This window comes from Paenibacillus hebaui (genome assembly GCF_051934385.1).
In the GTDB taxonomy this organism is placed as follows: domain Bacteria; phylum Bacillota; class Bacilli; order Paenibacillales; family Paenibacillaceae; genus Paenibacillus.
In genome coordinates this window covers 5,918,861-5,936,972 of record NZ_CP196836.1, presented here as the reverse complement: position 1 = coordinate 5,936,972, position 18,112 = coordinate 5,918,861, and the positions used below count along the sequence as shown (strand labels likewise).

15 protein-coding genes are annotated in these 18,112 nt (G+C 47.8%); 12 read left to right on the top strand and 3 right to left on the bottom strand.

Annotation, left to right across the window (positions count from 1 at the left end):
• Nucleotides 1-13: 13 nt before the first annotated feature.
• Together ACR32F_RS26910 and ACR32F_RS26905 are read right to left on the bottom strand one after the other, a co-directional pair.
• Nucleotides 14-361 (bottom strand): toprim domain-containing protein, encoded by a 348-nt coding sequence (locus tag ACR32F_RS26910; RefSeq protein WP_440120030.1) that lies wholly within the window; start codon nt 359-361, stop codon nt 14-16.
• 440 nt (nt 362-801) lie between these two features.
• A complete protein-coding gene (locus tag ACR32F_RS26905; protein ID WP_440112513.1) occupies nt 802-1,977 on the bottom strand; it encodes an MFS transporter in 1,176 nt (391 codons plus the stop codon).
• 216 nt (nt 1,978-2,193) lie between these two features.
• Between ACR32F_RS26905 and ACR32F_RS26900 the strand changes: the two genes are divergently transcribed.
• From ACR32F_RS26900 to ACR32F_RS26865, 8 genes are all read left to right on the top strand, one after another.
• A complete protein-coding gene (locus ACR32F_RS26900; RefSeq protein ID WP_440112511.1) occupies nt 2,194-2,649 on the top strand; it encodes an ATPase in 456 nt (151 codons plus the stop codon).
• Nucleotides 2,650-2,667: 18 nt separating this feature from the next.
• Nucleotides 2,668-3,813, top strand: coding sequence for a transglutaminase domain-containing protein (locus tag ACR32F_RS26895; protein ID WP_440112509.1), 1,146 nt, complete (start codon nt 2,668-2,670; stop codon nt 3,811-3,813).
• 105 nt (nt 3,814-3,918) lie between these two features.
• Nucleotides 3,919-5,949 (top strand): peptidoglycan D,D-transpeptidase FtsI family protein, encoded by a 2,031-nt coding sequence (locus tag ACR32F_RS26890; RefSeq protein WP_440112507.1) that lies wholly within the window; start codon nt 3,919-3,921, stop codon nt 5,947-5,949.
• Between the two features lie 321 nt (nt 5,950-6,270).
• Complete coding sequence (locus tag ACR32F_RS26885; protein ID WP_440112505.1) at nt 6,271-8,250, top strand: peptidoglycan D,D-transpeptidase FtsI family protein; 1,980 nt, start codon at nt 6,271-6,273, stop codon at nt 8,248-8,250.
• A 239-nt stretch (nt 8,251-8,489) separates the two neighbouring features.
• Nucleotides 8,490-9,434, top strand: coding sequence for a metal ABC transporter solute-binding protein, Zn/Mn family (locus tag ACR32F_RS26880; protein ID WP_440120029.1), 945 nt, complete (start codon nt 8,490-8,492; stop codon nt 9,432-9,434).
• A 70-nt stretch (nt 9,435-9,504) separates the two neighbouring features.
• On the top strand, nt 9,505-10,287 hold the full coding sequence (locus ACR32F_RS26875; RefSeq protein ID WP_440120028.1) for a metal ABC transporter ATP-binding protein: 783 nt from the start codon (nt 9,505-9,507) through the stop codon (nt 10,285-10,287).
• 3 nt (nt 10,288-10,290) lie between these two features.
• The gene (locus ACR32F_RS26870; protein WP_440112503.1) at nt 10,291-11,250 is read left to right on the top strand and encodes a metal ABC transporter permease; all 960 of its coding nucleotides are present in this window, start codon (nt 10,291-10,293) and stop codon (nt 11,248-11,250) included.
• Complete coding sequence (locus ACR32F_RS26865) at nt 11,250-12,122, top strand: metal ABC transporter permease (protein ID WP_440112501.1); 873 nt, start codon at nt 11,250-11,252, stop codon at nt 12,120-12,122. Before ACR32F_RS26870 ends, ACR32F_RS26865 begins: the two co-directional genes overlap by 1 nt.
• A gap of 149 nt (nt 12,123-12,271) precedes the next feature.
• Here ACR32F_RS26865 and ACR32F_RS26860 read toward each other — a convergent pair whose 3' ends face one another.
• Nucleotides 12,272-13,405, bottom strand: a complete 1,134-nt coding sequence (locus ACR32F_RS26860) for an SMP-30/gluconolactonase/LRE family protein (RefSeq protein WP_440112499.1) — start codon at nt 13,403-13,405, stop codon at nt 12,272-12,274.
• 328 nt (nt 13,406-13,733) lie between these two features.
• Between ACR32F_RS26860 and ACR32F_RS26855 the strand changes: the two genes are divergently transcribed.
• From ACR32F_RS26855 to ACR32F_RS26840, 4 genes are all read left to right on the top strand, one after another.
• Nucleotides 13,734-14,429, top strand: coding sequence for a TetR/AcrR family transcriptional regulator (locus ACR32F_RS26855; protein ID WP_440112497.1), 696 nt, complete (start codon nt 13,734-13,736; stop codon nt 14,427-14,429).
• Between the two features lie 511 nt (nt 14,430-14,940).
• Nucleotides 14,941-15,690: a Cof-type HAD-IIB family hydrolase gene (locus ACR32F_RS26850; RefSeq protein WP_440112495.1), complete on the top strand. Its 750-nt coding sequence runs from the start codon at nt 14,941-14,943 to the stop codon at nt 15,688-15,690.
• A gap of 54 nt (nt 15,691-15,744) precedes the next feature.
• A complete protein-coding gene (locus ACR32F_RS26845) occupies nt 15,745-16,185 on the top strand; it encodes a DUF456 domain-containing protein (protein WP_440120027.1) in 441 nt (146 codons plus the stop codon).
• 55 nt (nt 16,186-16,240) lie between these two features.
• Complete coding sequence (locus ACR32F_RS26840; RefSeq protein WP_440112493.1) at nt 16,241-17,869, top strand: putative polysaccharide biosynthesis protein; 1,629 nt, start codon at nt 16,241-16,243, stop codon at nt 17,867-17,869.
• The last annotated feature ends 243 nt before the right edge of the window (nt 17,870-18,112 follow it).

Sequence of the window (18,112 nt, the reverse complement as noted above, 5' to 3'; positions counted from 1 at the left end):
TTTTAGTGTATTCCTAAAACGTAGGGAATTCAGGATACTGAATATACGATTCTAATCCTGCTTTTTCTAGCTGGGCGATGATGTATTCGTCGGGAGTTCCCTCCACACCCGCATAACCGCGCCGTGTATACATCTGCACTGCATCCGGGAAGGCGTCCCGAAGCACACCTCTGATTTTTTTGCCGGAACTGTCATTATCCATAAACAAATAAACTTCATCATAACCAACCTGTTTGCGCAGTGCTTCCAGTTTGAGTGAATTCAGTGTTCCGAACGTGCACAAAATGTTGATTTCGGGGCCTACGAGACGTTTCAGTTTACTGCGGTCATTTTTACCTTCCACAATGACATGAATAGGCATCATATTCACCTCTTGATCGAGAGCTTGTGTCGACATTCCCCGGGAAATGTTGGAGCGAAAATCGACTGGATTATATAAAATGGACTCCTTTTCTTTACACTGTTCACTATGCGGACAGAAGCACCTTTGACTTCTAAATTCTTTTTCACATACATCATGAAATGAATTTCTGATCAGGAGTGGCCGTTACGGTTACGGATCGTTCTTTCGATCGCTACCGCTTCTTCAAAATCGATTCCGTCCCCTTCACTACTTCCAATGATCGTCCATTCCTAATGATGATATTTAAGAAAAAGATTATGATCCAAAGGCTGCTCCGTTCGTGTGTAAAACATCAGTCCATTTTATATAGTGTAGCTGTAAATGGGTGAATGATGCAAAGCCAGTGAAAATACAGGCCTATCTGCTGTCACAAGGGTAAGGAAACAGAGCGTGAACAGTTAACCCAGTATACTTTTGGGATCGGACAGAGAAGCCTCGCGTCTGGATGTATAGTATGGAAGTAGCAGTATACCCACCATCAATAAAACAAATGCAATAAAATAGGGGGAGAGGCCCACGCGCAATTGTCCCGCAGTGATAGGTCCAACGAAAGAACCAATGGATGTAGCAATGGACTGCAATGAAAAGATACGTCCCAGCCTGCTTCCACCGCTTAATCGGATAAAGAGGGTTGCCATAGCAGGGAAGATAATGCCTTTGGACATCCCGAGCACGAATAACACACCTGATAAAGGGAGCTGTGGAAAAGCTGCCATAGCAAAAAAACAGAAGGACATCAGCAGCACTCCCGCAACCAAACGCAGTTTGGGGGAATAGCGATTAAGAAACAGCATGCTTAGGGTGAACAGAGCCCCGATACTGATGATGGAGAACAGGAGTCCGGTAGACATCATGGACGAATGTCCGCCTCCCCGCAGGGGCAGTTCAAAGAAGAGAATCCCTTGAGCACAGGCAATGACCAGTGGCAGGGCAAAATATCGCCAGGATACAGGCAGAAATATGCTTTTATCTCCGGCTGAATAGCTGGGCTTGGCGGGAACTGTCGCTTTTTCGTGTTGTACTTCTGTCAGGCCTTTGGGCATGGATAACCATGCGATAACGCCTGACAGAATGAGCAGATAACCCAGACTTGAGAAGGTAGCGGAGAATCCCAGGGAACCCACAATGATCGCACCAGCTGCTGGAGACACAACAGAGGCCAGGGTATGCACTACACCGTGACCCGACATATACTTCCCCTGCTTCACCGGATCGCTGGATAGCTGGGCCAGTAGGGCGAGACATGCCGGAGACAGGAAGGCTAGTACAAACCCGCTGATCGAGCGGAGGGCCAGCAGTTGCCACGGTGTATTAATATGCGCCTGCAAGAGCAGGATGAATCCTGCCCCAAGCAGGCTGAACACAATGTAGCGGCGACTACCGTGTTTGTCGATTTGCGATCCGGCAATCAGATTGCCGGGGAGATGCGTTAAGGAGTAGATGCCCATCATCCAGCCGATGAAGGTCGGAGCGGCTCCGAGTGAAATGGCAAAAGGAGTCAGAATGGGATACTGGGCGTGCAAATCAAATACGGCAATGAACAAAAACAGGTATAGCCAGATGGCCGTTTTCACATAAGCCCCTCCTTGTTAAGCGATGCATGTTCAATCTACAGGTCTTGAACGTGTTCCCGTTCGCCCGGCAGAACCTCATGGTACTACTTGTACGCCCGGCAGGACGAACTTAGACCGTTTATTTTTACAGGGGAGGGCTTAGCTGACAGCAGCTTCGGAAATCATGTATAATATTCGGGAAGTGTTATTACTAACTCTAATACGGAAGGTGTAGTCATGAACATAGAAGTAATCAAAGAGTTTTTGATGCAGAACTGGCTGGTGATCGTGGTTGCACTGATCATTTTGTTTTTTGTTCTGAATGTGGTCAAAACCGTGTTGAAATGGGCGATTGCCATCATCATTATTGCGGCTCTACTGATATACAGCGGCATCTCCATCGAACAGATCAAACAAACGGTTACTGACGTACAGTCAAGTACGATGGACACATTGAAGAAGGAAGCGACCAGCATGATGCTCAAGGAAGCTTCCAAAGCAACATACGCCAAGGGACAGGATGGGTCATTTACCATTACAAGCCCCAATGTGGAGATCAAGGGCAGAACGAGTTCGGATAAAGTCGACGTGACCTTCCGGGGCATATCGCTAGGTGAATGGAAGATCGACAATGAAACGATACGTTCTTTTGTCAAACAGGCACGAGAGAACGGGACAGCACCGGCTTCGTAGTAAAGGGGGAATGGATACATGCTGCAGAGTTGGCTGGACAGTCTGAAGGAATTCAATGGCATAACCATTATGCTGCTGCTGATTGTGGCCGCTTCATTGCTGCAGGGATGGTCCAGGGGCGCTTCGCGTTCAGCGGGAAGACTCTTTGGTTTCCTGATGGATGGCATTATGGCGGTCATCGGTATTCTGCTGTCCATTGGTTTAACGTTGTGGCTTGCGCCATATGTTCAGCAGTGGTTGTCTGTGCATGCCGCAAACATACCCAATCGCGAACTGAACCGATGGGAACAGATCTATTATACATTGATTACAGCCATTGCTGATTTTCCGCTGATGCGGTTTGCCGTGTTGTTTGTACTTAGTTATGGCTTCATCCGGTTGATTCTTGGATTGCTCTCTTCACTTATGTTTAGGAGAAGGTATGGATCAACGGAAGAAGGTGCTTCGAAAGGAATGTTTAGTCGCTTGACGGGAGCACTGATCGGCACGATTATAGGCTCAGTCCGCGGGATGATTGTCATTGCGGTGTTATTCATGATTGTCAGTCTCTATCCTGGCAGCATGTTTAGTCGATATGTAGAGGCTTCGCCGATCTATATGCAGGGGGCCAAATCCGTCATAGAGCCATTATCCGGCACGTTTATTAAGGACAAGCTTCCTGTATTTACGCAGGCGGTCCAGAAGGAACTGGGCGGAATCCTGCAACGCAAATATGAAGTCATTGACCACAATATCCCTGCGGATATTGAATCTGCAGCAGGTGAGATTGTGAAAGGTCAAACGACGGATGAAGCCAAGGCGCGGGCGCTGTATGACTGGGTAGGTTCACGGATACAGTATGATTACGGCAAAGTGGATGACTATGAGCAAAAGGGCATATGGCATGAACAGACGCCGCAGAACACAATTGATACACGTCAAGGTGTTTGTATTGATTATGCTCGCTTATATGCGGTTATGGCCCGTTCACAAGGTTTGAAAGTCAAGGTGGTCACAGGTCTGGGGTATAACGGGCAGGGAGGATATGGCCCGCATGCCTGGAATGAAATCTATTTAAGTGATTCGAAAAGCTGGATTCCGCTTGACCCCACTTGGGCGATCAGTGGTGATTGGTTTAATCCTGCGAACTTCGCCGACACCCATCTGAAAGATCAGTCAACTTAACATTACGCCGGACAGGGGTCTGGAATATGACGACGTTGCCAGGTTATCATGCCGGGACTGTACAGTCTGAGCGGTATGCATCAAGTCATGAAAGAGGTAGGACGGATGAAAAATCATTCAGATGAGAAGGATGAACTTACGGACAAACGACGTTTTAGTTATCGGATGAACGTATTTTTCTTCGCTTCCTTTATTATTTTTAGCGTTATTATTGTACGTTTGGCGTTTTTGCAATTTGTGGAAGGCCCTGAACTCAGTCAGGAAGAAGCGAGTAACATTACCAAGGATGTACCGCTCCCTCCAGTGAGAGGAACAATCTATGACTCTACAGGTAAGGTGAAGCTGGCTTACTCCAAGCCCATTCAGTCTCTGTACCTGACGCTGTATAAGAACTATGGGGATGTGGACGGGAAACCGAGTCCGAACATAGGGGAAGTGCAGGACATGGCAACCCGGTTGCATGATGTGTTTGAACAGTACAAGCTGAAGGATTCAGAGCCGCTTACGGTGGAGCAAATTATTGAAGAGATGGACTTGAATTCCCGCAAATCGAATGGCTTCATGCCCCGTCTGATCAAGAGTGACCTGTCAGAGGGAGAGGTAGCTTACTTCCTGCAGCATAAGGACGAGTTCAAAGGAATTCAGATTGTAGAGGAAAGTGTTCGATTTTACGATCCAGATACGGTCGCTGTGCAGACCATTGGTTATATGAAAAAATTCAAAAGCTCCAAAGCGGTGAACAAGTACGAAGAGATTGATAAGACCAATAAAAAGCAAACCGATCCGGGCCTTGTGTACACGGAGAATGAATTCGTTGGTTTTGATGGACTGGAATTGCAGTATCAGGATGTTCTGCGTGGCAAAAGTGGATATACGTCCGTTGACGTTGACTTGCGTAACTTGCCTGAGGGTGTAGCAGGTACTACTCCGCCGCAAAAAGGATATGACCTCATTTCCAGTATCAACAAGAACGTTCAGATGAAGACGGAACAGGCCATTGTGGATCAACTGAGCTGGCTTCATCGGAACCCGGTGTCAGGTAAATTGCACCTGAACGCCAAAACAGGCTTTGCGGTTGCTATGGAAGTGGATACAGGAAAAATTGTTTCCGCGGCCAGTATGCCGGATTATGATACCAATGTATGGAGAACTGGCGGTATCAGCACAGAAGATTACGATAAAATAAAATATATCTATCAGAATGGTACGATTCGGGGATTCCTTCCTAGTGAATCCAAACAAAGGGCTGAATCCGTCGTATTGCTCGGCTCAACGATTAAGCCACTCAGTGTATTGATCGGTTTGAAGGAAGGTTTCTTTACCACTGGCTCGGTGTACGTAGATAGAGGTTCCACTACGTTTGGTGGAGATAACCGCAGAGTACAGAACTCATCGGGGCATGTGTATGGTGCAATGTATCCTCGTGATGCTATTCGTCATTCTTCCAACGTATTCATGATTGACGAGATCGGGAAGAAACTATACTCGAAGTATGGCGCAAAGGGCATCGATAAATGGGATGAATACATGAAGCAGTTCGGGTTAGGTGTTTCGACTGGTGTTGACCTGCCTAATGAATATCCTGGTTATTTGGAATACATCAGAAGCGAAGAGAGTTCTCTCACTAAGCTTGTATACGCCTCTTTTGGACAACAGGGGAAATATACAACTATGCAGTTAGCTCAGTACACCACGATGCTGGCTAATAAAGGCAAACGGATGGAGCCGCAGTTGGTTAACGAGTTCCGTGATTCGGAAGGCAATGTGGTCAAGAAAGTAAAACCGAAGGTGCTCAGTACAGTAGAATTCAACGATGCCTACTGGAATGAAGTTCAACGAGGTATGGCAACCGAGGTTTCAGCATTTAGCGGTTTCCCTTACGATTTTGCTAGAAAAACAGGGACATCGACGCAACTCGTTGGAGGTAAATTGGTGGATAACGGGGTATTTATAGCCTATGCACCACGTAATAATCCGAAGCTTGCTGTAGCCGTGGTCATCCCTGAAGGGGGCTTTGGTTCGAGTAGTGCAGCACCAGTTGCACGTGCAATCTTTGATGCCTATGACGAGGAGTTTGGCCTCGACGGGGTACCGAAAAAAGATAAAAATAAAGATTTAGAATCAGGTACACAGTGATGTGAGGTGCTGATTCAGAGAGGGGACCCTTGGTGGGGTCCTCTTTTTTTATGTAACCAAATGATTTGTGTCACGTTAATATAAGGGAGTGGCAATTGTTTGCCAAAGTTTCCGGGATATCTCATATGTCAGTATTTACAATTGTCCAGGATAATTCATGAGATGACAGTTCTGATTACGAAAATGTAACCAAAAATTGAAGGACGTTACAGCTGGCCTTTGGTAAACTTGTATAGGGCAGGAATCATTTCTGGACTTGAGTGATGCAACATCACGGATAGATGAATCTATTTTAAACAGGGAACGGGAGAGGCTTAATGCATGTTTAACCGATCAAGGAAAAAGAAAATGTCTGAAGAAGATACACCCGTTAACAAACCTTCAACTGCAAGGCTGAATCTGTTTTTTTTCGCGGCATTTGTCATATTCAGTATCCTTATTTTCAGATTAGCCTTTGTGCAATTTGTGGAGGGTCCTGAACTGACGTATATGGAAACGAGTCGTAATACCAAAGATATTCCACTCGCACCTGTTCGTGGTCCCATCTATGATGCTACGGGAGAAATTGCGCTTGCTTACTCGGAACCTGTACAGTCCCTCTATGTGCTGTTATATGAGGATTATCGGAATGATGAACGCAGGCAGGAAGCAGAGGAACTGGCTCATGATCTGGCCGCTGTGTTTAAGCAGTTTAATCCAGGGGACAAGGAGCAGCCGGATGCAGAAGAAATCATCAAACGACTGGATCTCAAATCTCAGAAGACACATGGGTATACCCCTCGTCTAGTGAAATCGGATCTAAACACGAAAGAAATTGCTTATTTTATGGAGAAGAAGGCGGAGTATCCAGGCGCCATGGTACTCGAAGAAAACATACGGAAATATGATCCGGACGGGGTTGCCGTTCAGGTGATTGGATATACAAGAGAGTTCAAAGGTCAACAAAACAACCTGGATAAGTATAGACAAATCAGCAAGTCGGAAGCAACGCAACGCGACCCAGGACTTCGTTATACCCAACAAGAAAAAGTTGGAGTTGATGGCCTGGAATTTCAATATCAGGAAGAGCTTCGTGGACGTAGTGGTTACCAGTCCATTGATATTAATTCACGTAATTTGCCAGAGGGCACGATGAAACAGACTCCGCCAGAGAAAGGTTACAGTCTGGTTTCCACAATTAACAAGGAAATTCAGATGGCAGCACAAGAGGCGATAACGGATGAATTGCGCAGACTACCCAAGGCAATTACCGGATACGCAGTAGCCATGGAAGTCGACACGGGAAACGTGGTGGCCATGGCGAGCATGCCGGATTATGATCCGAATGATTGGGATTATGACAAAATTAAATATGTGTTCCGGAACGGAACCACCGAGTCGTTCCCACCGAATGATGATAAGCCTAGACGGGCAGAATCCGTTGTACTTCTTGGATCGGTTATCAAACCGCTAAGTGTGCTTATTGGATTGAAAGAGGGATTATTTACAGCAGGGCAGACCTATCATGATCAAGGATATGCGGTTTTGGGCAAAGACGGGCGACAAGTAAAGAACTCGCATTCTGCTTATAATGGTTCTATTACCGCAAGAAGGGCGATCGAGAAATCCTCCAATGCCTTCATGATCGATATGGTGGGCAAACGTTTGTTAAGCAAATACGGTCCAGAGGAAGGCATCAATGTCTGGGACAGATACATGAAGGAGTTCGGTTTGGGGGTGCCTACTGGTATTGATTTACGCAAAGAATACCTGGGCACGTTAGAATATACTAATGAGGAACAGGAATCAGCTCTAACACGTTTGGCATTTGCCTCCTTTGGACAGCAAGCCAAGTACACCACGATGCAACTCGCACAATACACGACCATGCTTGCCAATAAAGGCAAACGGATGGAACCACATCTGGTGAAGGAAATTCGTGACGCGGATGGCAATGTCGTCAAAAAATTCAAACCGAAAGTGCTGAATGAGATAGATTTTGCCGACGCACACTGGAACGAAGTGCATAAAGGGATGGTTACCAAAGTCAGCTCATTCGATGGTTTCCCCTACGATTATGCCCGGAAGACAGGAACCTCGGAGCAGGGAACAGGGCCGAACAAAAAAGAAAACGGTGTATTTATCGCATATGCGCCACGGGATAATCCGAAACTCGCTGTCGCTGTTGTTGTTCCAGAAGGTGGTTTTGGATCTGTCAGTGCCTCTCCGATTGCACGGAAAATCTTCGATGCATACGATGAAGTATATGGTCTGGATGGAACGCCGAAAGCAACGAAAGACAAAGGAAAAGATAAAGAGTAAAGCGAGAGAAACATGGGGTGAGTTAGCACCTTTAAGACTGTGTCCAATAGGTTAATGACGTGAATAAAATGAGCTTTAGGACAGGCAAGGGAAATTATCCCTTGCCTTTTTTTTGGGCTTCGGATAAAATTTGCACAAGGGAAACATTATTAGTCTTAATTAAAACTTAATACCTTATGCAACAAAATTAGATGTGGACAATTATTTTAAGTGATGAAAAGGGGATGTTTGGATTGTTAATGGTGAAAATGAGGAGTATTCAACGAGGATCTATTACGCTTGCGGCTCTGGTTCTGGTTGTGGTGCTTACGGCGTGTTCAAGCAATGCAGAGACAGGCAGCGAAGGGAAAATACAGGTAACGGCGACAACGGGTATGATTGCGGATGTAGCACGTGAGGTAGGGGGGGCATATGTTGATGTTACCGGGCTGATGGGCCCGGGAGTTGACCCCCACCTGTACAAGGCATCCCAAGGTGATATTCGCAAGCTGGAGCAAGCGGAAGTCATTTTCTATAATGGACTGCATCTGGAAGGAAAAATGACAGACATTTTGGAGAAAATGTCCTCAAGCAAGCTGGTTACAGCCGTTACAGAGACCATTCCAGTTGAGGAATTACACTCAGGTAAAGATACAGGCGGTACGGAATATGACCCACACGTATGGTTTGACGTCAGCCACTGGATGCATGCGGCAGAATCTGTACGCGATACACTGGTGGAGGCAGACCCGGACCATGCTGAAGAATACAAGGCTCAGGCAGAGACGTATTTAGCGAAGCTCGAAGCTCTGGATGCCGAGGTGCGCGAGAAGATTCAGGAAATTCCGGAAGCAAGCCGTGTGCTGGTCACGGCACATGATGCCTTTGGATACTTTGGTCAAGCTTATGGTATGAAAGTAATGGGACTTCAAGGGATCAGTACAGCAGCGGAGTACGGTGCAAAAGATGTTAGTGAACTGCGTGATTATCTCGTGGATAATCAGATCAAAGCTGTGTTTGTTGAATCGAGTGTACCTGCGAAAGCGATGGAAGCGATTATTGCCGGTGCATCTGAAAAAGGACATGCTGTTAGCATTGGCGGAGAATTGTTCTCCGATGCCATGGGGGCTGAGGGAACCGTAGAAGGCACTTACATCGGCATGATTCGTCACAATACAGAGACGATTGTAGAAGCCTTAAAGTGATTAACCACATGAAGAGAGGAGTTGCAGAATCATGAATGAATCCATCTTATCGGAACAAATTCCTAAGAACATGAACAATAGCCATTTGCAAGGAACGCAGCCTACATCGGCTCCTCTTAGTGTGAGGGATCTGGCGGTTGCTTACCACAAAAATCCGGTGCTAAGCAGTGTATCTTTTGATATCCCGGAGGGGCAGCTCATCGGCATACTAGGCCCAAATGGTGCAGGAAAATCAACCCTGATTAAAGCTGTTCTGGGACTTGTGCCAAAAATGCATGGCGAGGTACGGATTTTTGGTCAATCTTATCGTGAACAACGTCGCCGAATTGGATACGTGCCGCAACGGGAATCTGTGGATTGGGATTTTCCTACCCATGCACTCGATGTAGTCATGATGGGGCGTTATGGTCATCTGGGCTGGTTTCGCCGTCCAGGCAAGAAGGAGCGCGATCTGGCAGCGCACTGCCTGGAGCAAGTGGGCATGGGCGATTATATGCATCGTCAGATCAGCCAGTTGTCTGGAGGGCAGCAGCAGCGAGTCTTTCTGGCACGAGCATTGGTGCAGGAAGCGGATCTTTATTTCATGGATGAGCCGTTTGCCGGCGTAGATGCTACAACGGAGAAAGCCATCATTTTACTTCTGGAACAGCTGAAGAAACAAGGGAAGACCGTACTGGTTGTTCATCATGATCTGGCGACGGTGGAGGAATATTTCGACCATGTGTTGCTGCTCAATGGACGGCTGGTCGCAGGCGGACCCACGAGTGAAGTGTTTGTACCGGATACATTGCAAGAGACGTACGGAGGCCGGATTGCGATGATCGGAAGCCGGACGGAGAAAGGACAGGTGTAGTACATGTGGAACTGGATTGTATCTATCCTGTCCGATCCCAATACACGTTGGATATTGCTTGGTTGCCTGTTGCTTGGATTCAGCAGTGGAATTATCGGCTCCTTCACCTTTCTTCGTCGTCAGAGCCTCATGGGGGATACACTCGCTCATGCAGCTCTGCCAGGGATCTGTATCGCGTTTATGTTGACGGAAACCAAGTCGGTAGGTTTATTTCTGTTCGGTGCGCTTGTCGCCGGTATTGTGGCCACCTTCGGAATATCGTGGATAACACGCTACTCTCGTATTAAGCAGGATGCGGCAATGGGGATCGTACTGACCGTATTTTTCGGGGTTGGCGTAGTCATGCTGACGCGTATCCAGCATGGAGCGAGCGGAAGCCAGAGTGGTCTGGATAAATATTTGTTTGGACAGGCGGCATCCATGGTCATGACGGATGTATATGTCATGGGTGGTGTCTGTTTGGTGTTACTCATCGCTTGTCTTGCGTGGTTCAAGGAATTCAAGCTGGTGAGCTTTGATCCGGGATTTGCAAGGGGCATGGGATTACCAGTTGCTATGCTGGAACAGCTGATTCTGCTCTTGACCGTTATCGCGGTTGTTGCAGGGATACAGGCAGTTGGTGTGGTGCTTGTCGCCGCTTTGCTGGTGACTCCGGCAGCAGCAGCCCGTTGCTGGACCGACTCTCTTGCCCTCATGGTATTCTTAGCAGGTATTTTTGGTGCTCTGAGCGGTGCAACAGGTACGATCTTTAGCACATTTGTACCTAATCTGCCAACGGGGCCTGTAACGGTTCTTGCAGCTACAGTATTGTTTGCCGGTTCAGCCTTGCTGGCTCCACGTCGTGGATTACTGGCACGCCGTTTGCGAAGTATTCAGGCGAAGTCCGCCTATTTGCGAGAAGAGCGTGCCACGCTCCAGACACTCTCCGCACAGCGAAGACAACAGGAACGGGGGGAGATGTAATGGCCACGTTTTGGATTATTCTGACGGCAGTGCTGGTATCCTCCGCCTGTGCTATCCTAGGCTGTTTCCTGATTTTGCGGCGGATGGCTCTGGTCGGAGATGCGATCAGTCATGCTGTTCTCCCCGGTATTGCGATTGCTTTCCTGTGGAGCGGTTCCAGGGATTCGTTATGGATGCTGCTCGGCGCCACGGTATTTGGATTACTGACGGTGTTCTTTATTCAGAGCCTGCAGGCAGGGGGACTGTCGTCCGATGCATCGATCGGGATTGTGTTCACGGCGCTCTTCGCGGTAGGGGTCATTCTGATCAGTCTGAACGCCCAGCACATTGATCTGGATCTGGATTGTGTCCTGTTTGGTGAGATTGCCTATGTGCAGTGGGATACACTGACCCTTGGGGGTACAGATGTGGGACCGAGGGCGGTCTGGATGCTCGGCATCACCTTGCTGGTCATCCTCGTTGTCATCGGACTGTTCTACAAGCAGTTCAAGCTGTGTGCCTTCGATCCGGCGCTGGCTGCGGCCTGTGGTATTCCGGTAGTGTTGTTCCATTACCTGCTCATGGGGTTGGTTTCCATGACGTCTGTGGCTTCATTTGAAAGTGTAGGCTCCATTCTCGTTGTAGGCATGCTGATTGTACCTGCGGCGACAGCCTACCTGCTCACGGATCGATTGGGCAAAATGATTCTGTACAGCGTCCTGGTCGGAGCGGCTTCCTCGGTTGGCGGCTACATCATGGCTTATGCACTGGATGCTTCGATTGCAGGTTGCATGGTGGCAGTAGCTGGAATCCTGTTTGTTCTAGCACTGCTGCTGTCTCCAAAGCATGGCATTGTATTCCGCTATGCTCGTCGCAAATTTGCGGCACGTTAATTCATAGAGGTTGTCAGCCGCCTGCCTTGCAGGCGGTTTCTTTGATTGGACTGTAAACGAAGAAACACCCAATAGGAGCTCCTCCTGTTGGAGTGAGCTCCTATTGGGATCCCTAAAGGTGGCAATGAGGTAGATGAATATAACAATCCTTAGGGTTTCAAAAGCACTCGATGAACCCCTTGGCTTCCTCCCGGTGCGGTTCCGAGATATAAATATTTCCCCTGGCTTACGGCCGTGGTGATGCCATACAATGTTCCTTCAGGATCATGCCAGCTATTCACAAGGTCTCCTTCTGGTCCATATTCTGCGACAAGTCCATGTTTCACCGGAGCGCTGGCTCCATTTAACAAGGACTGTGGAACTTTGGACATCGTCGCTGCTAACCAAGGATGACTATGCATGTAATCGGCAAAAGACAGACGGGTTGTGAATATCCCTACCCAGAAGTGTCCCTGCGCGTCAAGGGTGATATTGTCCGGAAACCCAGCCAGATTCTCTGCAAAAATATCAGAGGTACCTTGTTTGGGCCCCTTCAGCCAGTAACGGGTCAACTGATAATGATACGATTCGGCTACAAGCACGAAATCTTCTTCGGCAGACAATACGACCCCATTGGCAAAATATAAATCCTTAAGCAGAACGGTCGTCTGCTTGGTCACCGGATCATATTTCAACAATCGTCCATGCGGTTTATTCTCGGCAATTTCTTTAAACATGACCTTGCCATAGTTAGAGGTATCGGAGAAATAAATCGATCCGTCTTGCGCAATGTCCAGCTCGTTTGCCAGGTAGATCGGCCCCCCATCTACTTCAGTGGTTAGTACTTCGACATTTCCGTTCGGGTCAATTGACAGCAGCCCTTTCTGAATATCCGCCACAATCAAATTCCCTGCAGCATCAAATTTCAGTCCGTTAGGTGTCCCGTGGGTATCGGCGAACATTTCGGCTGGCTGCGCTTTGCCCTCCGCGTCAAAGGCCACTCTGTAAATCTTGCCGTCGGAGTCACCCGTATACAGCCGCCCTTCTTTATCAAAAGTAATAAATTCCGGGAACTTCGCGCTGTCTGTAACCAGTTCTGCGGAGCTAAGTTTGTTGTTCTCTTTCCAGGGACCATCCTTCTCAAAAGAAGGAGCGGCAGGTGCAGACCATGCAGCAGGTTCTACCGGGGCTGGCATCAGCAGAAATACAGCGATTCCCAGCACAATTACCCCGAGCAGGGCCAGGCTCCATCTACGAATTTGTTGCCCAGTGGAACGTTTGCGTTGTTTTTGTTCTGTTGACATTATTAATCCTCCTAATATTGTTTGCGGGGGCGAAGCCTGCCCCCAACCAGGCGCAAACTTTGTCTACGTGGTTGCAGATTTTTTTTCATCAAACACAATGTTTTTAATCGGAAACCGTGTTACCGAACTTCCGAAAAAAACTTCAAATGTGGGCATGAAATCATTTTAGGTAACACTGTTTCCTATTAGAATCATAGTAACTAAAAGGATACACGTGTGTCAAACCTTTTTTTCAGCGTGATGGTTTCATTGACAACCTTTTTGCAAATGGTTAGAATGCCTGTTAGAAGCCGGCAACTCCGTTGCTGGTCAGTAACATGATAACCGAATGAAGGTGATCCTTATTAGTAACGAAGACAAGCCCTCACCATCCACGGAGCGGGCATTAAAAACATATCAGGAAGCCCGTCTGCAAAATACGGAAAATCTCCGTAAGCTTGTGGTTGATGCGGCTGCAGCCATTTTACAGGAAGAAGGGCCAGAGGCCGTCACTGTACGCAGAGTATCGCAAAGGATGGGCTGCTCCACCAAGATCATTTACAGTTTGTTTGTCAATAAAGAAGGTCTGGCCCAGCAGCTGTATCTGGAGGGCTGCAAATTGCTGGCTCGAAGTTTTGAAGAAGTGCCGCCCTCCTCTGACCTCTTGCAGCATTTGCTGGATTTGGGTGAAGCCTTCTGGCAGTTCGCGCAGGATTATAGCAGCTACTACAAGCTGATGTTCGGAGGGGCTTTTGCTGAGTTCAAGCCAGATGCAGAGAGTATGCAGGGAACGATGACCGCCATACACCGTTTGCTGATTCTAATTAGCACCGCCCAGCAGCAAGGACAGATTTCGAACCAGGAAGAGACAGGGACTCTTGTCAGCACCATATGGGCATCGCTGCATGGTGTAATCCACCTGTATATGGGCGGGTTCCTTGGTGATGTTAAGGCAGCTCATACCGTATACAAACAAACAATGGATTTGATGTCCCAATCCTTGTTTGCAGCTTCCAAGGCAGACAGAGGAGAAGACAGGGAATGATTGCATTAATCTTGGCTGCGGACTAGGCTGGGAAATAGGCAGAGTGACAATGGTTAAGCTAAAGCGGTTCATCCTGTAGGGGTGACCGTTTTTTTGTTTAGGAAATTATACATACAAAAAAATGCGGATAATTTTATTCACCCGCTAGGGTGATTTTGTTCTGGGTTCGGGCACCGATTGTGTCGTATGGGGGCGTATATGACTAGGAATAGACAACAACTGTAAATGGTGTGAAAGTTTCAACCGCGAGCGAGTTCTTTGTTGCAGGTTGACGATCTGTGGTAAAATATCGTTAGCTGTGACGTCCGGAGCTTCCGCATATGCGGATGCCGGGCGATCTTGTTGTGAGAGAATGTTGAAGTATATAAAAAGAACATTTAAGTTGAACTGGAGATACAATGGGGAACGGCAGAGAGGACCTAACAACTCGAAAGGTTTTCTGTCCACGTAGAGCCTATATGTATATCCATGAGTTCAGCTTGGAGAGAGACAACTGAGGAGGAAATACAGCATGAGTGAACTTAAATACAAATTGCTTGCACTCGATATGGATGGAACGTTGCTTAATGATAATCATGAGATCACACAAGAGACCGCCAAATGGATTCGGATCGCTATTCGTCGGGGTGTACATGTGTGCCTTTCCACAGGAAGAGCTGTATTCCACGCCATGCCTTATGCGGTACAGCTTGGGTTGGAAACACCAATGGTTACGGTGAATGGCAGTGAAGTCTGGAAAGCCCCGCATGATCTGCACATGCGTCATCTGATGGACCCGGCAATGATTCGCAAATTGCAGGAGCTTGGGGAGAAATATAACAGCTGGTACTGGGCATACTCCGTGGAAGAGCTGTTCAACCGTGACCGCTGGACAGATGATATTGAAGGCCGGGAATGGCTGAAATTTGGCTTTACTACCGAAGTGGATGAAGTCCGTCACCAGATCATGATGGAGCTGCAAAACATGGGCGGTCTGCAAATGACCAATTCCTCACCCGTCAATATCGAGATTAACCCTGGTGGTGTATCCAAGGCAAGCGGGGTAGCTGAAGTATGCAAGCTGTTAGGCATAGAGATGTCCGAAGTGGTTGCTGTCGGAGACAGCCTGAATGATCTGGCCGTGATTGAGGCGGTAGGTCTGGGTGTGGCTATGGGCAATGCCCAGGAGCAGGTGAAGGAAGCGGCTGACCTGATCGTAGGGAGTAACAATGAAGACGGCATCGTCGAAGTGATCCGTGAACATATTTTGAAGGGGGAGTAACCTTTGCTCGCAACCGTTGCCTGGATTTTAATTGTGCTGCTGTTTGCAGTGGGGATGGCTGGAACGGTATATCCGATACTGCCTGGTGCTGTAGCGATTTTCTTCGCGTTTCTGGTCTATGGATGGTTCTTCAGCTTTGATCCGTTCGGTGTGTGGTTCTGGATCATCCAGATTTTGATTGTCGTGGTGCTGTTCGTGGCTGATTATGTCGTCAGCGCATGGGGCGTGAAGAAGTTCGGCGGTTCCAAGTTATCAACAACGCTGAGTACGATTGGTGTCATCATTGGCCCATTTGTCATTCCGGCATTCGGACTGGTACTGGGGCCGTTTATCGGTGCTTTTATCGGGGAACTGATCGGAGGGTCTTCACCTTCCAAGGCGTCCAAAGTTGGATTTGGTTCCGTGGTGGGGCTGTTTACAAGCACCGTAATGAAAATTATTTTGCAAATCGTCATGATTGTTCTGTTTATTATCTGGGTGGTAAGATTCACATAGACGTTTGGGATTCAACTGAATGCACGTCCGTGTGGGGGAAAGAAGGGGAATTGGCTTGTCTAAGAAAGAAACATTCATTAAGGGTACGCTCATTCTGGCGGCAGCTGCGCTGATCGCGAGAGTTCTCGGATTGGTTCAACGGGTGCCGCTGGAGCATATCCTCGGGGATATCGGTAACGCATCGTTTACCATCTCCAATACGGTATATTTAATGCTGTTAACTGTAGCAACGGCGGGCATACCGAGTACACTTAGCAAAATGGTGTCGGAACGCTACGCACTCGGACGCGCGGGTGAAGCACAACAGATCTACCGTGCAGCCCTGATCTTTGCGGCTGTCGCCGGGGTAGTCATGTCTGCTTTATTGTGGTTCGCAGCACCTTATTATGCTACGTATGTCTCCAAAGTACCGGAATCGGTCAGTGCCATTCGCGCCTTGGCCCCAGCCTTGCTGCTCTTCCCGGCCATTGCGATGATGCGTGGATATTTCCAGGGACGCGGTAACATGACCGCAGGCGGTATTTCACAGATTGTGGAACAGTTCGCCCGAGTAGGTACAGCCATTATCGTGGCTTATGTCATGCTGCAATGGAACTACGATGACCAAACGATTGCTGCGGGTGCATCATTTGGTGGCGTGTTAGGAAGTGTTGGTGCCTTTGGCGTCATGCTGTACTTCACCTTGAAGCTTCGTAAAAATGACCGTGCTGCACAATTGAATGCTGAGCGTGTTGAGCAGTTGCCCATGTGGGGCATCTACAGTGATATCTTTAAGCTCTCCATTCCAATCGTATTGTCTTCACTCGCTGTTCCAGCGATTAACTTTATTGATTCTTCCCTTGTGGTTCCACTGCTTAGCGGACGGATCGGACTTGAAGAAGCAACAGGAGTGCTTGCGATCCTCGGTGCTAAGGCCCAAAGTATTGCTGGTATCCCGCCAATTCTGGCCATCGCTTTGAGTCAATCGCTTGTGCCCGTCATTTCGGCAGCATTTGTGCGCAAGGATGAAGTGCATCTGAAGAATCAGGTTACACTCGCTTTGCGCATTTCGATTCTGACAGGCATGCCGATTGTCATTGCACTGTGTGCGGCGGCGTATTCGGTTAATGGATTGTTGTTTACGGATCTGGATGGAACACCAATCATTACATTGCTAACTTTTGGTACCATTTTCCAGATTACGATGATGACCACCAATTCCATTCTGCTCGGAGTGGGTAAACCACGAATTACGATGATCAGTGTGGCAGCAGGTATTGTGGTCAAACTTGTAGCGAGTCTGATTCTGGCTCCGATGTTTGGCATTTATGGCATCATTATCGCGACCGCATTGTGTTTCCTGGTTATTACGTACTTGAATCTGCGAGTGCTGAGAAAAATTGTTGATTTCTCAATCATGGGTGATCGCTGGAAAGGGTTTATCATCACCGTGCTGCTTGCAGCAGGTGTCGGTTTTGCAGCAAACTGGACGGGGAATCAGATCTTTAGTTTATTCCTTCCAGCACGTGTATCCTTCTTGCTCACCTGTTTGTTTGTTGGTGCGCTTGTTGTTGTGGTGTATCTGGTCCTGATGGTTGTGCTGCGTGTGTTACGCAAGGACGAGCTGGGTAACTACCCCCGCATTCTGCAAAAAATACTTCGTCCACTCATGCGTCTTCAGCGTGGAGCTGGGCAAAGAGGATAACCCTGTGAGGTTTTAATCAAACCTCATCATTCTGTAAAAACACGGTACAAGCTCTGTCTGCTGCTGAAGCGGACAGGGCTTTTTGTTATTCAAGTCAACTGTTTTTTTGAATTACACTCATCAAGTCGATTACATGTATAATGCACCTCTTAGAATGGACATTGGCATAAACCGCTGTTTATCTGATGAAATTCTAGTAGATGCATTTTATTATGCCAGCAATTAACGGACAGAAGTCCAAAC